General features: G+C 37.7%; 18 protein-coding genes, 1 pseudogene and 1 riboswitch. Of the genes and pseudogenes, 15 read left to right on the top strand and 4 right to left on the bottom strand.

The features are described 5' to 3' along the window. The 4 genes and pseudogenes from BJK46_RS12320 to BJK46_RS11710 all read left to right on the top strand — a co-directional run. Window positions 1–291: pseudogene (locus tag BJK46_RS12320) on the top strand (group II intron reverse transcriptase/maturase); the annotation flags it as partial. Window positions 292–487: 196 nt separating this feature from the next. Next, window positions 488–754, top strand: a complete 267-nt coding sequence (locus BJK46_RS11720) for a hypothetical protein (protein ID WP_101458445.1) — start codon at window positions 488–490, stop codon at window positions 752–754. A 107-nt stretch (window positions 755–861) separates the two neighbouring features. Continuing rightward, window positions 862–1,641, top strand: coding sequence for an ABC transporter ATP-binding protein (locus BJK46_RS11715; protein WP_103263637.1), 780 nt, complete (start codon window positions 862–864; stop codon window positions 1,639–1,641). A 74-nt stretch (window positions 1,642–1,715) separates the two neighbouring features. Beyond that, window positions 1,716–2,570 (top strand): HAD family hydrolase, encoded by an 855-nt coding sequence (locus tag BJK46_RS11710; RefSeq protein ID WP_103263638.1) that lies wholly within the window; start codon window positions 1,716–1,718, stop codon window positions 2,568–2,570. A gap of 552 nt (window positions 2,571–3,122) precedes the next feature. On the opposite strand, the gene BJK46_RS11705 is transcribed toward BJK46_RS11710, so the two are convergent. Continuing rightward, window positions 3,123–4,028: a lytic transglycosylase gene (locus BJK46_RS11705; protein WP_014613300.1), complete on the bottom strand. Its 906-nt coding sequence runs from the start codon at window positions 4,026–4,028 to the stop codon at window positions 3,123–3,125. Between the two features lie 185 nt (window positions 4,029–4,213). On the opposite strand from BJK46_RS11705, the gene BJK46_RS11700 reads away from it, so the two are divergent. The 6 genes from BJK46_RS11700 (at window position 4,214) to BJK46_RS11670 (ending at window position 10,586) form a co-directional block, all read left to right on the top strand. Further along, window positions 4,214–4,918, top strand: a complete 705-nt coding sequence (locus tag BJK46_RS11700; protein ID WP_014613301.1) for a FadR/GntR family transcriptional regulator — start codon at window positions 4,214–4,216, stop codon at window positions 4,916–4,918. A 406-nt stretch (window positions 4,919–5,324) separates the two neighbouring features. Beyond that, window positions 5,325–6,263 (top strand): mannose-6-phosphate isomerase, class I, encoded by a 939-nt coding sequence (gene manA / locus BJK46_RS11695; RefSeq protein ID WP_014613302.1) that lies wholly within the window; start codon window positions 5,325–5,327, stop codon window positions 6,261–6,263. A 16-nt stretch (window positions 6,264–6,279) separates the two neighbouring features. Next, window positions 6,280–6,516, top strand: a complete 237-nt coding sequence (locus BJK46_RS11690; protein WP_014613303.1) for a hypothetical protein — start codon at window positions 6,280–6,282, stop codon at window positions 6,514–6,516. 76 nt (window positions 6,517–6,592) lie between these two features. Next, window positions 6,593–7,957: an EVE domain-containing protein gene (locus tag BJK46_RS11685; RefSeq protein ID WP_014613304.1), complete on the top strand. Its 1,365-nt coding sequence runs from the start codon at window positions 6,593–6,595 to the stop codon at window positions 7,955–7,957. Window positions 7,958–8,752: 795 nt separating this feature from the next. Continuing rightward, on the top strand, window positions 8,753–10,117 hold the full coding sequence (nhaC, locus tag BJK46_RS11675) for a Na+/H+ antiporter NhaC (protein WP_422632097.1): 1,365 nt from the start codon (window positions 8,753–8,755) through the stop codon (window positions 10,115–10,117). A 64-nt stretch (window positions 10,118–10,181) separates the two neighbouring features. After that, window positions 10,182–10,586 (top strand): thiol-disulfide oxidoreductase DCC family protein, encoded by a 405-nt coding sequence (locus BJK46_RS11670; protein WP_014613306.1) that lies wholly within the window; start codon window positions 10,182–10,184, stop codon window positions 10,584–10,586. A gap of 229 nt (window positions 10,587–10,815) precedes the next feature. Here the strand turns inward: BJK46_RS11670 and deoD are convergent, their stop codons facing one another. Continuing rightward, on the bottom strand, window positions 10,816–11,526 hold the full coding sequence (deoD, locus tag BJK46_RS11665) for a purine-nucleoside phosphorylase (protein WP_014613307.1): 711 nt from the start codon (window positions 11,524–11,526) through the stop codon (window positions 10,816–10,818). A 215-nt stretch (window positions 11,527–11,741) separates the two neighbouring features. On the opposite strand from deoD, the gene BJK46_RS11660 reads away from it, so the two are divergent. After that, complete coding sequence (locus BJK46_RS11660; protein WP_014613308.1) at window positions 11,742–13,043, top strand: pyrimidine-nucleoside phosphorylase; 1,302 nt, start codon at window positions 11,742–11,744, stop codon at window positions 13,041–13,043. Between the two features lie 11 nt (window positions 13,044–13,054). Further along, a complete protein-coding gene (locus tag BJK46_RS11655; protein ID WP_014613309.1) occupies window positions 13,055–13,408 on the top strand; it encodes a DoxX family protein in 354 nt (117 codons plus the stop codon). A 61-nt stretch (window positions 13,409–13,469) separates the two neighbouring features. On the opposite strand, the gene BJK46_RS11650 is transcribed toward BJK46_RS11655, so the two are convergent. Continuing rightward, entirely contained in the window at window positions 13,470–13,940 is a 471-nt protein-coding gene (locus BJK46_RS11650; RefSeq protein ID WP_014613310.1) for an S-ribosylhomocysteine lyase, read from the bottom strand. A gap of 295 nt (window positions 13,941–14,235) precedes the next feature. Then, window positions 14,236–14,341: riboswitch (SAM riboswitch) on the top strand. A gap of 164 nt (window positions 14,342–14,505) precedes the next feature. On the opposite strand from BJK46_RS11650, the gene BJK46_RS11645 reads away from it, so the two are divergent. The 3 genes from BJK46_RS11645 to BJK46_RS11635 all read left to right on the top strand — a co-directional run bounded on the left by BJK46_RS11645 (window position 14,506) and on the right by BJK46_RS11635 (window position 17,605). After that, a complete protein-coding gene (locus BJK46_RS11645; RefSeq protein ID WP_049773701.1) occupies window positions 14,506–15,624 on the top strand; it encodes a M20 family metallopeptidase in 1,119 nt (372 codons plus the stop codon). Between the two features lie 2 nt (window positions 15,625–15,626). After that, window positions 15,627–16,817, top strand: a complete 1,191-nt coding sequence (gene ldmS / locus BJK46_RS11640) for an L-aspartate--L-methionine ligase LdmS (protein WP_014613312.1) — start codon at window positions 15,627–15,629, stop codon at window positions 16,815–16,817. 116 nt (window positions 16,818–16,933) lie between these two features. Further along, entirely contained in the window at window positions 16,934–17,605 is a 672-nt protein-coding gene (locus BJK46_RS11635; RefSeq protein ID WP_014613313.1) for a DUF2750 domain-containing protein, read from the top strand. Window positions 17,606–18,014: 409 nt separating this feature from the next. Here the strand turns inward: BJK46_RS11635 and coaW are convergent, their stop codons facing one another. Continuing rightward, on the bottom strand, window positions 18,015–18,812 hold the full coding sequence (gene coaW / locus BJK46_RS11630) for a type II pantothenate kinase (protein ID WP_020219849.1): 798 nt from the start codon (window positions 18,810–18,812) through the stop codon (window positions 18,015–18,017). Window positions 18,813–20,197 lie beyond the last annotated feature (1,385 nt).

Genomic DNA, 20,197 nt, shown 5'->3' with positions numbered 1-20,197 from the left:
CTTGGTAGAGGTTTTATCAGAGTATTTCTTGAAACCACACAATCTTGGTTAAACCGCCGACTTAGACAACTCATTCTTAAACGGTGGAAAAGAGTTAGAACGAAATATAAGATGTTGCGTCAATATGGTCTTGACCATAGAAGTGCAATGAAAATCGCACAGTCTCGCAAGAAATACTGGCGGTTATCAAACACGCACGAGGTTCATCGTGCACTTACAACAAAACAACTCTACAAGTGGGGATTAATACCATTAGCCCAGCTTGCAGAGTTGGCTTACGCAAGATATTGAACCGCCGAGTACGGAACCGTACGCTCGGTGGTGTGAGAGGACGAGTAGTCAATTAATGACTATTCTCCTACTCGATTATAGAAAGCTATCGCATTTTTTAGAGATGTCATAATTTGAATAACTTCAATTAATGAATGCATATGAGGGTATATGATAAGTAATCATATGAATCAAACTGATGATAGAGGTGCTTTGGATGACGCAATACATTAACAACTATTATTTTTCACTCGTTTACACAACGTTGCTCGTATTTTTTTCATTGCCACTCACTCACATTTATACGCAAAATGTGTTGCTGTACGGACTCATGACTTTCGTGATTTTACTCAGTACTGTGGTCGTTGAAATGACGTTAAACCGAACACACGATTTAAAAGCGAAAGCGAAAAAGATGATATGGACGGTTGTGCCAATGAATGTCATTGTTTTTTCAATATTTATCTTCTTTATTTTTAAGTAAGGCTGGGAAGTGTTTCCTGGCCTTTTTCAGCGACTTTTCCCCACGCTATTGGTACAAACCTGAAATTTTGCTATGATAAAACTAATATGCAACATGGGGGTGGGCACATGTTATTTTCTATACAACAAGGTGCGAAACGGAAAAGTGGGCGAACGTTATTATCCGACATTAACTGGCAAGTGAACGAGGGAGAATGTTGGTTAGTTTATGGCTTGAACGGTGCAGGTAAGACGACACTACTGAATATGATTAATGCTTACAACTTTTTAACAGCGGGTGAGATTAAATTATTTGGCATGGTTCCAGGTCAACGTGGCTATTCGGCACATCATGTTCGTGAGCATATTGGTTATGTGTCTGGTTTATTACGAGATCGCTTTTCAGCAGGTGAAATTGTACGAGATGTCGTGTTGAGTGGTATTTTTAAATCAATCGGACTCTATGAACAACCGACTGAGACACAGGTCGCATTGGCGCGAGAGATGTTGGCATTACTCAATATGCAAGCATTTGAAACACAATATTTCGGGTTATTATCTACAGGAGAGCAGCAACGTGTTTTATTCGCGCGTGCTTTGATGAACCAACCATCATTATTAATTTTAGATGAGCCAGCAAACGGTTTAGATTTTGTTGGACGAGAACAATTGATGGCAACTTTATCACAGATTCGTCAACATTTTCCACAAACGGCAGTCATTTATGTATCACACTTTATTGAAGAAGTGACCGAAGATTTTACACACGCACTTTTACTTAAGCAAGGGACAATACAAAATCAAGGGCGCATAGAGGCGGTATTAACAAATCATACATTGTCTCAACTTTTTGATATACCTGTCGCATTGTATCAACATCACGGTCGATATCAAATTGTGAAAGTTTAGCGAGTTGATTGTTGCACCATATCTTTTTTGGTGACACAATGAACATATAATTTATGAATGAAAGGAAAGTAACTATGCAAAACGTGAAAGCGATCTTTTTAGATATGGATGGCACGATTCTCCGTAGTAACAACAGAGCTTCTGAAGAAACAGCACAGATTTTGAATCAATTGCGCGAAGAGGGATATAAAGTGTTCTTGGCGACAGGACGTGCGTATGAAGAAATTCACTTACTCATTCCAGATGATTTATCGTTTGATGGCATTATTTCTTCCAATGGAACACTCGGACATATTGGAGAATCAGTGTTGTTTGAACATGACTTGAATGTTGAAGCCGTGAACAGCATTGTCACAGCTGCGCAACAAGATGGAATATATTATGAAGTATTTCCATTTCATGACCCGCGATTTGCTTTAGAACAAGACAAAGCGTGGATGCTGAAAATGATAGACGGTGACAAACCAGAAGCTGTACATCAAAGTGAGTGGCTTTCTCGACATGAAGCGATTGAAGGCAAGTTAACATGGCGCGTTGATATTCCAGCTGATGTAGGATATTCAAAAATTTATTTATTTCATCCTGATTTAGCACATATTCAACAATTTCGCGAAAAGATGATGGCGCAAACAGAAGAATGGAATATTGAAGTGTCGAATTCAACACCGAACAATGTTGAAACGATGGCATATCACATCAATAAAGGTACAGGTATTGAAGAAATGTGCGCGCATTACAATATCGCAATATCGGATACGTTAGTCATTGGAGATAGCGATAACGATCGGACGATGTTTGAAAAAGGTGCTGTAACTGTAGCGATGACCAACGCTGCACCACACATTAAAGCAATGACAGATTATGAAACAGATGTCGATAACAATGCAGACGGGGCAGCACAATTTCTCAAAAAGCATTTATTAAAATAGCGATGTCAAAAAACAATTCAAATATGAAAAACCATCAAACAACAAGACAACAATGTTTGATGGTTTTTTTACATAAAAAGAGCCTGAGATACCAAAACATCTCAGACCCTTTCAAAAATTTAATGTGTGTTAACGATAACAAATGATAAAAGATTTTGTTTATCGGTATACAATTTTTAATGCATTGATTATTTAAATGATACTGTTGGCTTCAAACACTACACGATTTTGTAGTGTTGTTATGATTCGATTGCCAAAATGGATGAGACTCCCGAGGGATGAAGTTGAAAACAAAATAACGTCATTTAACTTTGATAGTAGCTACTGTTTAACGCAGTAGCTGTCTGACTTCTCAATGCATATACTTTTGAGAAGTCTAGTCATCCTTGCGGGGGCAGTACGACGAAATCTTTGTGACACATGCGATTTCTGTACTGCTCCCAAAATCCAATTTGGCTTCTATCAAGTGAACACTTCAATCAAGCCAAATTTAGTTGAGGCAAGTCCCCTGGGAACGCGAATCCATATTAGCAATCCTCAAAAAATTAAATTTTAAACATGCGTTTCTTTACGTCCGCGTCGCACAAAATATTGAACAGCCGTGCCAATAATCAATAAATAAACAACATAACGAAGCAATAAGAAGACAACGTTTAAAACCATCATTAAATAATACGCCAAGTTTTGCGACATATGTGCCAAACTTTGTTGAATTAAGAAATTAATCGGCTCATTTAAAATAATAAAGATTAAGTTCAATAATAAAATACCGATAAAAAAGCGTAAAAATGTTCGATTGCCATTTTTAAAGCCAGACCCTGCTTCTTTAAAATGTGATTTGATCGTTCTTGAAGCATCTTCATTCACTGATACAGCAATGTTTATAATGTAAAGCGCTGCAAACCAAACGACGATGCTTAATACGAATGAAATCAGTACAATCAGGATGCTGACGATGAATTGTAAAACGCCTTGTCCCAGTCCTGTGCCGCTCACCCAGTTGAAAATCTGTTGAATGAGAAATGTCATTCCTGCATTCACCAGGGCATAAATAATGGCCGTAACGACGATAAATAGCAATGTTAAAATACCAAGAATAACCGTTTTGCCCCAAACGCCTTTTTTGAATGCACGGAATAAATCTTTCCAGCGTGCTTTTGTCGTATTTAAAATGCTATGATGAATGGCGCTAATGACACCGACAAAAAATGGGAAAATCAGCATTGCGAATAAAAAAATCGTTAATAGTATTGCGCCAACCATCATTAAAATTAAGGTTGTTAAATTTTGTTGCCCTGTCAACATCGACATTTGCCATACTTGTAGTAAAAGATTGTATGGCGACATGGCTAATATTGTCAGTAATAATAATATTGCAAAACCAATGAAAGCAATTCCGAATAGCCTAGCTTTTTGATTTTGCGTATTGTGCCAAAATAGTTTCGTAAATGTAAACAACTGTGAGCACTCCTTTCGCATATACACAACATTATCAAAAATCGGTATCGTTTGAAAACAAAAAAGGGCAAAAATGGATTCAATTTTTGTTTAAAATGTAAAATGATTGTCAAGCATGCACACAATATTCAAGTGAAAGCGCTACTTTTTTGATAAAATAATGTCGAAGGGTTGTGGAGCCGTAAATGAAGATTTCAAATCAAAAAATATATGAGCAAATTGCAGACATTTTGATCCAACAAATTGAAGAGGGCGTGTTAAAAGAGGGCGACCGTTTACCTTCAATTCAAAAGTTGGCAGCAGAGTATGGGGTGAGTAATGCGTCGATACGTGAAGCGCTGAATGCATTACGAATCATCGGATTGATTGATATTAAACATGGATATGGCACTTTCGTTAAGCAAAAACAGCCGTTACTTTTTGACTTTACCTCGCAAGCACTTACACAAAAAAGGGTGCGTGAAATCTTAGAATTGCGTGAAGTGGTAGAAGTTGCGACGGCGAAATTGGCCGCTTCAAGACGAACAGAAGAAGAAATTCTAGTGATGGAAGAAGCTTTAGATGAGATGAATGGGGCTATTGAACGCCATCAATCTGGAGAAGAAGCAGATTTGAAATTTCATCTAGCTATCGCGAAAGCGTCGGATAATCATTTGTTGTATGAGTTGTTGAATAATATCGCGGACTTGATTCAACAGACGATGAAAGGGACGCGACACATTTATATTTACAGTCGACAAAAGACGATGGAAAAATTAATGGAAGAGCATAGTGTCATTTTAGAAGCGATTAAAAATAAAGACAGTGTAGCATCTGCAAACTTGATGACGGCACACTTAGCTGAAATTCGTCAAACGCTCGTTGAAAACTATATCGTCAATGAGCATTAATGATGAGAAAATTTGCGTGTAAAAACAACGTAGCGATATAATAGAAAATAATATATCCGATATGAATGGTAAAGTGCTTTGAATTTTAGAAAGCTGTACACTTTCTAAAATCTGAAGCGCTTTTATTTTAGATGTGTTACAATGACAATAGATTAATGTGCTATTTTGTTGAGTCATCGCATCGATGGCCTGGTGCGCAACAGAACCCTTTTAAGTTTTACAGGAGTCGCTGATAGCGCAATTGAAATCGTGTTAACATTTGAGTTGATTTCAATTTAAGTTATCCAAATCGGGATGGCACGATGAAATCTATGCGTATATATGATTTCTATGTCACGCCCACAAATCATATCTGACATACATAATGAATATGAGCAAACTATGAAAGAATGAGAGGTGATCCCCAATGCCATTAATACTCGAACCAGTGTTTCAAGAAAGAATTTGGGGTGGAACAAATCTCGCACAATTTGGTTATGATTTACCGAGTGACCATACTGGGGAAGTATGGGGAATTTCAGCTCATCCACATGGTGCGAACCGCATTTTGAATGGCCCTTTTAAAGGACAGACATTAGATGAGGTGTGGGAAAATCAACCGAAATTGTTCGGTGAATTTCCGACTAAGAAATTTCCATTATTAACAAAAATATTAGATGCGACAGAGAAGCTATCTGTCCAAGTGCATCCAGATGATACGTATGCATACGAACATGAAAATGGTGAATATGGCAAAACGGAATGTTGGTATATTCTTGATGCCAAACAAGGTGCTGAAATTATTTATGGCACACACGCAGACTCGCACGAAGCGTTAAATGAGATGTTAGAGCGCCGTGAATTTGAGCGTTTGTTTAAGCGTGTTCCTGTACATAAAGGTGATTTTTTCTTTGTACCTGCTGGAACGGTGCACGGTATTGGTGATGGCATTATGATTTTAGAGACACAACAGTCATCGGATACGACTTATCGTATTTATGATTATGATCGCGTGGATAAAGAGGGAAAGAAGCGCGAACTCCATCTTGAAAAATGTAAGGACGTCATTCAAATTGGTGATGAAAGCCCGAATGTCATTCCACAAACGGAAGTCATCGAAAATCACAAATGCACGATTTTTGTACAAAATCACTTTTTTACAGTCGCGAAATGGGAAATTAGTGGAACATTGAATTATATGAAGCCTCGAGAGTTTGTGTTAGTTTCTGTGCTTGAAGGGCAAGGGCAACTCATTTCTGATGGCGAAATTTATGATATTCAAAAAGGGAATCATTTAATTTTAACAGCAGAAGATTTAGATAACGTTTTTGAAGGCGATTTTACGCTGATGGTGAGTTACGTCTAAAGAATAGGAGATTGTTATGAAAATTGGACTGTATATCGCATTAATTTGTGGCGTCGTGGCAGGTGCAACGATTTTCTTTCAAGCGCCGCTATTTCCGTCTCTGATTTTTCCGATTATCATTGGAATGGTAGGAATCATTGCGACGTTATGGACTTTACCTCAAAGTGACATTAGCCCAATGTTAAAGCTCGGCGGTATCATGATTAATTTATTTCCAGTAGTTGCTGGCATTTTTCAACTCATGAACGGATAAAAAAGCATTGTTGTTTGATGACAATACTTTTATAATAAATGAGATAAAATAATTAAAAAGGAGATACATTGTTACCATGACAGCAGAAACGAATTATTTTTGGCTGAATTGTGGTTATAATCGATGGAATCACAATGAACCACTCGTTGGACAAAAAACAGTATTTGAATCAGGAGCACAGTTTAATCCAACACAAGGGTTTCGTGCTTTTAAACAAGCCAAAGTCGGTGATAGAGTCATCTTCTACCAAGTGCAAACAGATGCCGGTTTACTCGGTTGGGGTGAGATTACCAATGTTCAAACAGGGGCGCAAAATAAAATACATGTTGAGTTCAAATTTGTTGAAACATTTAAAGCATTAACGACAGATTATCTGAAAAGAAGTGAGCCGCTAGAATTTCGTATGAATAATATGAAAGAAACATTGTTCAATAAGATTTCTTATGATGAATTCGAATTGATTAAAGGGCTAGGTAGCGGTGATATATCTATTCCACGATACTTTTTTATGGCGGAAACTGAAAACTTTGAGTCAGATGAAACGTATACAATCTATACACATACGATTAATGGGATTAAAAGAAATGGCTATCATCATTACACACAATTAGAAGTCGGTGATCAGGTTGTCATCTATAACCGTTATTCTAACCAATCTGTCATTGGTCGTGCAGAAGTCGCTCATCATATTCATACGAGACCACCAGAAGCGGGAAGAACAAACAGCACAGCGATTGAAATTCGTTACATAGAAGATATTCCGCCTGTCAGTTTGATGACATTAAATAAGCATCCTAAACTTAAAAATCTGTACTTCTTACAAGAAAATGCGAAACAAGCCATTGCAAGTCTGACACCAACGCAATTCGATGCGATTATGGAAATGAGCGAAAATGACGGTTTAAAAGGGCAATTCGAAGCCGTGACACATACAGAAGAAGGTCAACAAGTCGATGATATTAAACCGTTCATTTTATTATTAGCGCACGATAAAGCAGAAGGGTTAGCATCAGCTAAAACGCTTGTTGAAAAAGCCAATGCTACGCCAGTCATTACAGTGGGACATCCTGACTTTTCTGAAGAGATGTTGTACGGCAGATACTTACCTAATGAAGCGGGTGCACTGTATTATAGAGAAGGTTTTATTACAGAGCTCATGCCTAAAACAGATCGTCAATTTTTAGTCATTGATCAATTCGAACGTATCGATGCAGATATTTTTCAAACGTACATTAACGTCATAGAAGGGCATGAAGTGACGTTACCACGTTATAATAAAAATGGTTCAATGGTGAAATGGAGTAGGGAGAAAGACTCATTTTATCGGTTTAATCCGAACTGGCATATTGTAGGTGTGACTTATTTGACAGCGCAAGAAGTGAAGGAGAAATATCCGTCTCAGTTTTTAAAATATGCACGTATTGTACAAGTGAAGCATTAATGAAAAAAGACATTCGGTTAAGAAGCTGAATGTCTTTTTTCATTTTTACATTGTCAGAGTCATACAAAGGTGACTTTCATCGTACTGCCTATTCTAAAACGTTGTAATAATAGGTAATGCTTCCCAACATTAAAAAATACCTTCACTACTCTAAAAAATAGCGAGGGTATAGGTGTATAAAGTGCCTACGCGTCTTCATTAACCCTACTATAGTATTGTAATGTTAATGTGTCGCAAAACTATCCCAAAATATTATTATATGCCTTTTTGGATTTAGCGTTTTATGCGAATCACGTGATAAACTATCCAAAAGATGAGCACCCAAATAAATCCAAAACTTTTATAACTACCTGGTAAGTAAAATACAGTAAGTAAAATCAAAGGTACAAAAATAAATAAGAGTCCAAAATATATCTTCCAATCTATTTTGTGTTGACGTGCCAATAAATCCTCACCTCCTTTGAATAGTTGTTTCAATTGTATCAAAGCTCTCTTAAGTGTCCAATGAGTAAAAAATAAACGTACCATTATGCCTTGGTGAATAGTTATTACATCTCCAACAACGTTTCTAACACATTTAAAATGAAACCGCTTTCTAAATGGATGGAAAAATGTGTATAATGACTTTTAAGGAAAAGCGAAAAATAATATTGAAGAATCCTAGTGCTTATCGTATTATATTTATACACATTAATGAATAAATATAATTTCGAGGGGAGAGGGATTCAAATGTAAAAGAAAGTCAAATTTAAAAAAGATATCAATGTGTGGTACGCCTTGTTAACACTTACGATTATGATTAGTGCGATGCTATACACAGTCGTTAAGCTCCAACAGCCACCCCACCTACCTTTACTGATTGGAACATCTGTTGCGATTATTATGACAATGGCGCACGGTTATCGTTGGGAAGAAGTTGAAGAAATGATGTATAAAGGGATTCGTCATGCTTTGCCAGCTGTCGTCATTATTATGCTCGTCGGTTTGATTATCGGGGCATGGATTGGCAGTGGTGTCGTTGCGGCAATGATTTACTACGGTTTAAAATTGATTTCCCCTACATATTTCTTAGCTGTGGTCGTGGTCATTTGTGGTATCGTATCGTTAGCTATTGGTAGTAGTTGGTCTACGATGGCGACGGTCGGTGTGGCATCAATGGGTATTGGTATGAGTATGGGTTTGTCACCAGGTATGGTTGCAGGTGCTGTGATATCGGGTTCATATTTTGGTGATAAAATGAGCCCACTTTCAGATACGACGAACCTTGCTTCAGGGTTAACGAATGTCGATTTATTTGAACATATTCGTCATATGTTTTATACGACAATTCCAGGTTTGGTTATTTCATTGATTATTTTCTTTGTGATGGGACAAATGTATGGCAGTGATCACTTAGAACAACAAAAAATTGATACGATTATGAACGGAATTCAAGATGCATTTGTCATTTCACCATGGTTGTTGTTAATACCCCTTATTGTCATCATTGCTGTTGCTTTCAGAGTGCCAGCCATTCCAGCAATTGTTTTAGGGATTGTGTTAGGATTCTTTACGCAAATTTTTGTACAAGGTGATACACTCGTTAACGCGGTAAAAGTGTTACAGACAGGCTTTACAATCGATTCAGGTAATAAAACGATTGACGAACTGTTTAATCGTGGGGGCCTCGAATCAATGTTCTATACGATTTCACTGACATTGGTTGCGATGACGTTCGGTGGCTTACTGGAATATTCTGGCATGTTAAAAGCGCTGATTTCTGTCGTATTAAAGTTTGCGAAAAATACAGGTTCATTGATTGCATCTGTCATCATTTCATGTGTAGGGACAAACTTATCTTGTTCTGAACAATATATTTCTATTATCGTGCCGTCTCGGATGTATGTCGCAACATTTATTGATAAAGGACTCCACCCTAAAAATTTGTCGCGTGCTTTAGAAGATGGCGGAACGTTGACATCTGTATTTGTCCCTTGGAATACGTGTGGTGTGTTTATCTTTACTACATTAGGTGTGTCTGTCAGTCAATATGGCGCATTTGCGATATTGAATTTTATTGTGCCAATTATTTCGATTATTTACGGCTTTACAGGTTTTAAAATTGATAAATTATCACCAGCTGAAAAAACGTATTATCAACAACAAGAAGCAACAAATTAAGCAAACACTGCAAAATGATAAATATAATGAAAAATGGGTATAATAACTAGAAAGAGGTGATGATATGCCAATCGTTTATTACGATGATCGTTGTATTTATTGTTATAATTATGCCATTTGGTTAATACGTCACGGACTTTCTAGAAGTTATCAGTTTGTGCCGTTAAAAAGTCCAGCAGGGGAGGCGTTGAAAAAAGCGCACCCTGAAGTGTTGGAATATAATAGTGTGGTTCTCCAAGAAGGGGATCATCTCACATTTCAATCTACAGCGATTGCGAAATTGATTTTTACGTTAGATGGTTATAAATGGTTAGCTGCATTACTGTGGCTCGTTCCAAAACCGTTGCGTAATTTAGGATATCAATTGTTTGCGGATAACCGTGATAAAATGTGGAAAACGACTTGGGCCAAAGCCAATGCCTATGAGCAGTCCTTTTTTAAACAAACCCAAGTTCCTACAAAAGAATAACTCAACGTGCAAAAACCCCGATAACGGCTGTAATGGTTATCGGGGCTATTTTCATTTCTGTTTATGTTGGCATTAGATAACAAAAGTAATGGTTGCGTAATTAGCTCGAAAGGCAAGCCCCTCATAGCAATTGTGCAACTTTCAAAAGGGTTATCCATGAGAAATCTTTGCCATTAAATGAATACGCACTAAAACAATGAAAATTTTAGTTCCATGCCTTGTTTCATCATTATTCAGCGATTTCTAATGCGACTTCCATCATTTGTGTAAATGAATTTTGACGTTCTTCTGCTGTTGTTGCTTCATCGCGAAGTAAATGGTCACTCACTGTGAAAATACCCAATGCTTTTTTGCCTGCTCTAGTCGCATTTAAATATAAACCTGCAGATTCCATTTCAACACCTAAAATGCCCATTTCAATCCATTTTTGGTTGAAGTCTGGGTTCGCATTGTAGAATGTGTCTGACGATAAAATGTTACCTACGTGGGCACGCGCACCAATTGCATCTGCTTTTTCTTTCGCTTTCACGACTAAATCAAAGTCAGCGAGTGGTGAGAAGTGACCTGGAATTTGGAATTGATTAACGTAATCAGAGTTTGTGGATGCCCCTTGGCCGATAATAATATCGTAAAGTTGAATATCTTCTTGCATTGCGCCACAAGAACCGATACGAATAATCGTGTCTACATCAAAGAAATTGTATAGCTCGTATGAATAAATACCGATACTTGGAATCCCCATACCTGATCCCATAACAGAGATTTCTTTGTCTTTATATGTACCTGTATAGCCAAACATGTTACGTACGTCGTTAAACTGCTCAACGTTTTCTAAAAAGTTTTCAGCAATAAACTTTGCACGTAATGGATCACCTGGCATTAAGACAGTTTTTGCAATTTTTTTACCATTAGGTTGAATGTGTGGTGTGCCTTGAGTCATCTAAAACATCTCCTTAATTCGTTATTATCACTTTAAAGATAACAGATGTATCGCTAAATGTCGACGAAGTTTTGAAGGGACACATGAATGAAAGTTGATGAATTGACAAATAATGAGGAATTCTTTCGTTTCACCAATCGCAGACATTCGTATATAATAAAAGCGTATACAACAATATGGTAACTATAAAATGATATAGAAAAGAGGGAATAGCCATGAGAATGGTGGATATTATTGCTAAAAAAAGGGATGGGCATGCTTTAACGAAAGAAGAAATTGAATTTGTTGTCAATGGTTATACAAATGATGACATTCCTGATTATCAAATGTCTAGTTTAGCAATGGCAATTTTTTTCCAAGATATGACTGATGAAGAACGTGCATACTTAACAATGGCAATGGTGGAATCAGGTGACCAAATCGACCTTTCTAACATTGAAGGGATTAAAGTCGACAAGCACTCAACTGGTGGTGTAGGTGACACAACGACACTTGTTCTTGCGCCATTAGTTGCAGCATTAGATGTCCCTGTTGCGAAAATGAGTGGTCGTGGTTTAGGCCATACTGGTGGAACGATAGATAAATTAGAATCAGTAGAAGGCTTCCATGTTGAAATTTCAGAAGAAGCGTTCGTGAAGCTAGTGAATGAAGATAAAGTGGCGGTTATCGGTCAAACAGGTAATTTAACGCCTGCAGACAAAAAGATTTATGCGCTTCGTGATGTCACTGCGACAGTAAACTCTATTCCATTAATTGCGTCATCGATTATGAGTAAAAAAATTGCTGCCGGCGCTGATGCGATCGTATTAGACGTTAAAACAGGTAACGGCGCATTTATGAAAACAGTTGAAGATGCTGAGCAATTGGCACATGCAATGGTTAAAATTGGTAACCAAGTTGGACGTCAAACGATGGCGATTATTTCTGATATGAGTCAGCCACTCGGTCGTGCGATTGGTAATGCGCTTGAATTACAAGAAGCGATCGATACATTGAAAGGTGAAGGTCCTGAAGATTTAACAGAACTTGTATTAACTTTAGGTTCTCAAATGGTCGTACTTGCTCAAAAAGCGAAAGATTTAGATGAAGCACGTGGTATGTTACAAGAAGTGATTGATAACGGTAAGGCGCTTGAAAAATTCAAAACGTTTTTAAGCAACCAAGGTGGAGACGCATCTGTTGTCGATGAGCCATCAAAATTACCTACAGCACAATATCAATTCGAATTACCAGCAAAACGAAGCGGTGTTGTTTCAGAAATGATTGCCAATGAAATCGGTATTGCTTCCATGATGTTAGGTGCAGGTCGTCAAACAAAAGAAGATGTCATTGACTTAGCAGTAGGTCTTGTATTGAATAAAAAAGTCGGTGATCGTGTTGAAGAAGGCGAATCATTATTGACAATTTATGCGAATAGTGAAGATGTAGAACAAGTCAAACAAAAATTGTATGATAACATTACGATTTCAGACCACGCAGAACAGCCACAGCTTATTCATACAATCATTACTGAATAAAGGGTGATAGGATGAAACAATTAGGTCGCATTGTATTAGGTCTCGCATTTATGGCTATTGGTGTCTTGCATTTCACGAAAGAGCGCCAATTTAGAAATATTGTGCCAACGTATTTACCTTTACGTAAGACAGCTGTACTTGTGACAGGAGTGTGCGAAATTGTGATTGGTGCGTTATTAGTGTTGCGACGCCCGTCAGACGCATTGAAAAATTGGATTAATGCATTTTTACTTGCCGTTTTTCCAGCCAACATTTACATGGCACGTAAAAAATTGCCGTTAGGTGACAAACCATTATCAGATACTGCGAGATATGGACGTCTCCCAATGCAATTTGTACTCATGTATATCATTAAGAAATTATAATGAAAAATAAACCGAGGAACCACACATTGAAAGTCGTGTCGTTGCTCGGTTTTTTGAATGTTTATTTACCTGTACCAAAGACATCATGCCATTGGTCGCGTTTATCTAAAAAGGCTTGTGCGATTTCTTTTGCGCCTTCTAATGAGTGTGAAGCAGCCCAACCGCATTGAACTTCATTGCACGCAGGGACTTCATCAGCGGCTAAAACATCTTGTAACGTTTGTTCGACAATGTTTAATACATCATCATAATCGGTATGGTTAATGAAAGAGACGTAGAACCCTGTTTGGCAACCCATTGGACTTAAATCGACAACCTTGTCTGAATGGTTACGAATGTTTTCAGCCATTAAATGTTCTAAAGAATGGAGCCCAGGCATTTCCATATGTTCTTTGTTCGGTTGTTTGAAACGAATATCATATTTGTAAATGTCATCTCCATTGAGCCCTTGCATTTTACCCGCAAGACGAATATATGGTGCAACCACTTTCGTATGATCTAAGTTAAAACTTTCAACGTTCATTTTTGGCATTGGTATGACCTCCTTCATGTTTAAATCCATTTTAACATATTCCAATTAAGATGAAAGGGGGGACAAAGTGTTTAAATGCCGATATAATAGGGAAAGGAGCTTTAAACCTATTATTACGAGTAGTTTAATAGGGATTATTGTTTTTAAAAAATTTTTTGTAAGATAGCATAAAGGCGTCTCGAAATGAAAATGTATTGCAAAAAGGGTAAAATATAGTATGAAAATTTTGAAGAGTGTTAAAAATAACATGACAAAGTACGGAAAGTTCGTTAAAATAATTACAAAATTGAATCAATATTTATCAAGAGTGGTGGAGGGAATTGGCCCGGTGAAACCCAGCAACCTCATCGTACGGCGATAAAGGTGCGAATTCCAACAGTGTAAATGCTGAAAGATAAATGAAGGCAAAGATGTTATCACATATATACATCAGTCACACTTATCAATATTTGTGTTGGATGTAAATGGGGATAACATTTTTTGTTTAAGGAGGAGTAACACGGTGACAACAGTAGAGCAACGTATTTTAGATTATATCGATCAACATAGATGGGCTTATATAGATATGAGTCATCAAATTCACGGACGTCCAGAACTCGGTAACGAAGAAATTTTTGCATCGCGTTTGCTGATTGAAAATTTAAAAGAACACAATTTTGAAGTTGAGCGTGACATTGCTGGGCATTCTACAGGTTTTATTGCCACATATGAATCGGAAATTGAGGGGCCGACCATTAGTTATCTCGCTGAATATGATGCATTGCCAGGTTTAGGGCATGCTTGTGGTCATAATATTATCGGTACATCAAGTATGTTAGCAGCGATTGCATTAAAACAAGTAGTAGATGACATTGGAGGTAAAGTTATACTGTTCGGTTGTCCGGCAGAAGAAGGTGGCGAAAATGGGAGTGCGAAGGCATCATACGTACGAGAAGGGCTCTTTGATGACGTCGATGTTGCCTTAATGATTCATCCGGGTAATGAAACGTATCCGACCATTCCAACACTTGCTGTAGACGTTCTAGATATTAAGTTTTATGGTCAAAGTGCGCACGCTTCAGAAAATGCTGAAGAAGCACGCAACGCTTTAGATGCGATGTTGAGCTATTTTAATGGGGTCGCACAACTCCGTCAACATATTAAAAAGACTGAACGTGTGCATGGCGTCATTTTAGATGGCGGTCAAGCAGCGAACATTATTCCTGACTTTACACATGCGCGCTTTTATACACGTGCAACAACAAGAAAAGACTTGGATGTTCTCACTTCAAGAGTGCATGATATTGCCCGTGGTGCGGCAATACAAACAGGATGTGAATTTGAATTTGAACCGATTCAAAACGGTGTGAATGAATTCATTAAATCACCATTGTTAGATCAATTATTTGAACATTACGCAACGGAACTCGGTGAAGAAGTCAGTCATGATGATTTTGGTTACGGCTCGACTGATACGGGGAATGTCAGTCATGTCGTGCCAACGATACATCCACACGTCAAAATTGGGCCAAGAAGTTTAGTCGGTCATACCCACCGTTTTCGTGAAGCGGCCGCAAGTCCAATGGGGGATGATGCACTCATTAAAGGCGCGAAAATGATCGCATTAATGGGGGCTAAATTAATACAAGATCAAACGTTATTAGCAGAAATACAAAAGGAGCATCAACATAAAAGGGAGAAATGACAATGGCACACAATATTCAATATCGAAGTCAATTAACAATGGGTGAAATTTATGATACGAACATCGTTTACTCGTCAAGACCCTCATATGTTTCGAATCCCTGGCTCGCACCAGATGAGCATCAATCCAACTTTTTAACAGGGCGTGAATTGCTGATTGCACAATTGCCAATCATCGTTCATGAAGCGAGTGTCACCGACAAATTACAACAGTTATTCCAACTCATAGGGCGAGACATTCCAGAAAATGTCATTACGTTTCAAGACCAAGCAAGTTATGAACAGACATTAAAACAACTGACAGAAGAGCAATCACGTTTAATTTATTTCCAATATGTCCATGGAGATAATATTGTTGACGCGAAGCACTATGCGATGGACAAACAGTTATTCAAAGACTTAAATAATAAATCATTAATTCCGAAATGGACAGGCGGTCAATATATACCTAAGCGTGAAATTGTCGCATTTCAAGACTTCAAAACAGCAGTCCGACAATGGGAGTTGCCACTCGTCATTAAACCAGGAGATGACTTGCCGACTGCAGGGGGCTATGGCGTCATGATTTGTTATAACGAAGATGATTTGGAGAAAGCTATCGCACGTGTCGAACAAGCAGAAGCAGCGACAGACACGTTAATTATCGAACAATGTGTCGAAGCTGTCGACAACTATTGTGTCCAGTTTGCATGGCACCCCGAAGACGGCATCGTGTACTTAGGTTCAGCCAAACAATTGACGAATGCATATGGTTTTTATAACGGCAACATCAATGCAATCAATGTGCCAGAACAAGTCATTCAAGCAGGCTACGAAATTATGGACATCGCAGTAAAGGAAGGGTTTATTGGCATCGCGGGCTTTGATTTGCTCGTCGATCAACAGGGTGTTGTCTATGCAATTGATTTGAATTTTAGACAAAACGGCTCGACAAGCATGTTGTTGCTCAAGGATGCACTTACAGGGTCATATCACAAATTTTATAGTTATTTTGCGAACGGTGACAACGAGCGATTTTTCGAGGCCGTGCGTCATTTCGTGGAACAAGGCGTCCTTTATCCGCTCTCATATTATGATGGGGATTGGTATCAAGAAGCGCACGTCAATTCGAGATTTGGGTGTATTTGGCATGCCGACAGTCCAGAACAAATTGAAGCATATGAAAAACAATTTATAGCCCGAGCAGGCTTATAAAACACGATCCACTGAGGTATGTTATAGTTGAAAGAGAACATATCATCGAAATTTGACGAATAGCGATGTCTGGTTTATATTTGTCATTGATTTTGATTGGAAAAAGGAGCAGAGTCATGTCATACAAGAATGAGCGTTTTTATAAAGATATACTTACAAACGAACAATTTTTTATTGCTGTCAAAGATAAAAAAATGATTAAGCACCGTCATAATGACAAATTGTTATTTTGCTTTTGGACACGTGAATCTTTAGCCAAAGCGTATTTAGATAATTTGAATATTGAATACGACAAAATTAAAACAATGGATATTGACCGTTTTGCGACTTATGAATTGGACGAAATGTTTGATGAAGAAGACGAAGCATTGGTAAACGTGACAAATGATGCAGAAGGTCACGAAATTAAAATTGTAGAAGCTACAAATGATTTGATGACTGATCTAGACAATATTCGTATTCGCGAGTTTGTACAAGATGTGGCGAAAACAGATACCGTTTATGGTTTAAGTCAAAAAGGCGACCGTCAATTTATGATTGTTTATGATGAAAACGACAACTTTGATCAGTCGCATTTTATGCCAGTTTGGAGCTTGCGTAAACGTGCTGAAAAAGTAGCGGAAGAAGATTTTGAAACATTTGAATTAATTGATGTAGAAGGCGAAGTATTTGCGGATTGGTTAGATGAATTGCGTGATGACAATCGCTATGTCGCAATTGATGTGAAACCAGGCGTAGTGGGCACCATCGTCTCAGCACAAAAACTCGCCAATGAATTAACGTTTTAAATAGAATGAGGCGTATTACATTGGGAAACAGCTGATTTCGGGTGTAGTCACTCAAAAGATGTAAATTCAAGGTAATATGGTAAGCTGTTTGATGATGAGAGGTTGAGATGATGTGATCTCAGCCTTTTTATTTCAGATGAGGAATGTAATGAAAGAAAGCATAAATAAAAGGGGAATTACATCTCTTTATAATGACTTTTGAAACGTTGAATAGAATGGCAATTGAGGTGGATTACATAAAAAATGGATTATCTTCATATTAAAAGATTGTCTCATTCCTACGATTAAAGCATATGAAAAAGCTAGGAACGTATCCATTGCGCCTAGCTTTTTAACTGTTTGATAGAGATGAACGATATAATGCAAAATCTAATAAAGCGTCATCTCTATACAAAGATTTAAAATGATTTTATAAATATAGCGACCCTAATGCACCTGAAAAAGCACCATTTTGTAAATAATGCGGCTTAAATCCTCTTAAAACCGTATAATCTGTCACAACCTTTTGAAGCAATGGATTATCTTGGAATGACGACCCAATATACACTACATCTTCCACTTGATGTTCTCTCGCTACATGAATCGCTACAGTCGTCACACTTTCACCGACAACCCCGATGACAGAAGCGATTTTGTCAGCATTTGTAAATGTTTTGTCCATATTAAGCAACACATGGCCGAAGTTTGCTGCTGTCAATTCTCCAGAAATAGGAGGTGTGTCATTTTTATAAATATGTTTCACCTTTAAATCAATAATTTCACGATCACCTTGTTGCGCCATCTCTGTCAACTTTTGGTAATCCGTAATACCCGTTAATAAATAACCGAGGCCCTGAATCATGCCGCCACCTGTACCAATGCCGCCGACACGTTTTTGCCCCTCATTGTCAGAAAAATGAAGTGATGTCCCAGTACCGACATTCGTGAAAATATATTGCTGAATATGAATATTTTGTTCTTCTAGTAAAATCTGTACGCCCTTTGCAGCTGCATCGAATTCAATGAAAAGTTGTGGTTCGCGATCGAGTAATTCGCTTAAAACTTTCGCATTGCCCCCTGTCATATGAATATCTTCGCACGCTTGTTGATTCAACCAGTTTGCTACAGTTTCTAGTGATGTTGTGGGATAAGTTTTAAAAGTACGCTCACCGTCTTGTTCAATCACAACTTTGATTAACGTCCCACCTGCATCGATACCTATTCGCATATCTGTCACCTCAAAATAATTGTTTATCACCAATATATACTATATGATAATGACGAAATTACAAGACTAAATTTGATAACAAATGAAGGTGTATGATGTAATTAAGTCCATATATCATCCGTGATGTGGAAGAAGTAGCACAATTTTATCAAAAGACATTTGGTCGGGCGCTGAAATGTTTAAACGAGCATGAGGGAAAGCTGCTTCATGCAGAGTTAGAAATTACAGCGCAACATTACGTTGATCTTCAAATTATGGAAAACCGATTGACCGTCAAGGCGACCATTTAATTTTAACTTTTGACCAATTAGAGGAACAACAGCGGATTGATGAGGCGTTAAGTGAAGCGGGGGACCCCATATGCCGCTCCAAAAAACATTCTTTGGTGCTATACATGGTCAAGTCATCGATCGCTACGGCATCAACTGGGTCATGAACTATTTTGAATAAAGATAAAAAGGGATAGAATATAAAAATGTTTGGTACTATAGATACAATCTGTTTGTTGAACTTGCCTTTCCTATGATTTGTGATTTTTGATTGCCTTCAAGGCTTCGCTTTCCGATGTGTTGGTCCTTCAACTCATTAGAACTTAATTAAACGGTTACATTTGCCGAGGCATTAGTGGATTTTGGGAGCAGAGTAGAAATCTCATGTGCAACAAAGATTTCGTCTTACTGTCCCCGCAAGGCTGACTCGACTTCTTAAAAGCGCATGCATTGAGAAGTCAGACAGCTACTGCGATAAACAGTAACCATTATTAAAGTAAAGAAGTCACTCTAAGGCGTATGCACACATTCCCTCAGGAGGCTCAACTTTCAAGGCAATCTACATCACATACAGTCACTTAGGGCAAGTTTCTAAAATGAAGACACCCAATAGCGTCCATGTTTTTACGTCCAAGTCCTCCTCATTTTTCGACAGTTTAATCATCATTAATGGATATCAGCCCATAAAGAAAAAAACATACTAAGATTAGCTGTGAAGAAATTTATGACGATAGATTTCTTCACAGCTATTTTTTATAGTTGTAGAGAGAAGTAGATCGCGCAGTCTCGTGGATCTTTGAATCCGTAAAAAAACTGATCAGCTTTACTCCCTTTTTGAAATTCGATTGAAGTATGTTGGGTTCTAGAAACCGTGTATAGGAAAATGAAATGAAAAAGGCTAAGTAAAGTTAAAGATTTCTCAATTCAATAAAGAAAGGTATGATTTTTATCAACTGTTTAGGTATTGATATAGGTAAGTCAGAAAGTGTGGTCGCACATTATAAGGATGAAGTTTTGGTTAAAGAAATGGTCATTCAAAATAATCAAAATGGCTATCGTTATCTTAAAAATTACATCAAGCATCTTGATTCTCTATTTATCCTCTTTGAATCAACA

This window comes from Staphylococcus pseudintermedius (assembly GCF_001792775.2).
Lineage (GTDB): Bacteria > Bacillota > Bacilli > Staphylococcales > Staphylococcaceae > Staphylococcus > Staphylococcus pseudintermedius.
This window is presented reverse-complemented; position numbering and strand designations above follow the sequence as displayed.

What these genes read in the sequence shown, in the direction of transcription:
- BJK46_RS11635 (WP_014613313.1), top strand. Translation starts at nt 16,934, where the DNA reads ATGTCATACAAGAATGAGCGTTTTTATAAAGATATACTTACAAACGAA.
- ldmS (WP_014613312.1), top strand. Translation starts at nt 15,627, where the DNA reads ATGGCACACAATATTCAATATCGAAGTCAATTAACAATGGGTGAAATT.
- BJK46_RS11710 (WP_103263638.1), top strand. Translation starts at nt 1,716, where the DNA reads ATGCAAAACGTGAAAGCGATCTTTTTAGATATGGATGGCACGATTCTC.
- BJK46_RS11700 (WP_014613301.1), top strand. Translation starts at nt 4,214, where the DNA reads ATGAAGATTTCAAATCAAAAAATATATGAGCAAATTGCAGACATTTTG.
- BJK46_RS11690 (WP_014613303.1), top strand. Translation starts at nt 6,280, where the DNA reads ATGAAAATTGGACTGTATATCGCATTAATTTGTGGCGTCGTGGCAGGT.
- BJK46_RS11670 (WP_014613306.1), top strand. Translation starts at nt 10,182, where the DNA reads ATGCCAATCGTTTATTACGATGATCGTTGTATTTATTGTTATAATTAT.
- BJK46_RS11720 (WP_101458445.1), top strand. Translation starts at nt 488, where the DNA reads ATGACGCAATACATTAACAACTATTATTTTTCACTCGTTTACACAACG.
- BJK46_RS11660 (WP_014613308.1), top strand. Translation starts at nt 11,742, where the DNA reads ATGAGAATGGTGGATATTATTGCTAAAAAAAGGGATGGGCATGCTTTA.
- BJK46_RS11645 (WP_049773701.1), top strand. Translation starts at nt 14,506, where the DNA reads ATGAGTCATCAAATTCACGGACGTCCAGAACTCGGTAACGAAGAAATT.
- BJK46_RS11655 (WP_014613309.1), top strand. Translation starts at nt 13,055, where the DNA reads ATGAAACAATTAGGTCGCATTGTATTAGGTCTCGCATTTATGGCTATT.
- nhaC (WP_422632097.1), top strand. Translation starts at nt 8,753, where the DNA reads ATGATTAGTGCGATGCTATACACAGTCGTTAAGCTCCAACAGCCACCC.
- deoD (WP_014613307.1), bottom strand. Translation starts at nt 11,526, where the DNA reads ATGACTCAAGGCACACCACACATTCAACCTAATGGTAAAAAAATTGCA.
- manA (WP_014613302.1), top strand. Translation starts at nt 5,325, where the DNA reads ATGCCATTAATACTCGAACCAGTGTTTCAAGAAAGAATTTGGGGTGGA.
- BJK46_RS11685 (WP_014613304.1), top strand. Translation starts at nt 6,593, where the DNA reads ATGACAGCAGAAACGAATTATTTTTGGCTGAATTGTGGTTATAATCGA.
- coaW (WP_020219849.1), bottom strand. Translation starts at nt 18,812, where the DNA reads ATGCGAATAGGTATCGATGCAGGTGGGACGTTAATCAAAGTTGTGATT.
- BJK46_RS11715 (WP_103263637.1), top strand. Translation starts at nt 862, where the DNA reads ATGTTATTTTCTATACAACAAGGTGCGAAACGGAAAAGTGGGCGAACG.
- BJK46_RS11650 (WP_014613310.1), bottom strand. Translation starts at nt 13,940, where the DNA reads ATGCCAAAAATGAACGTTGAAAGTTTTAACTTAGATCATACGAAAGTG.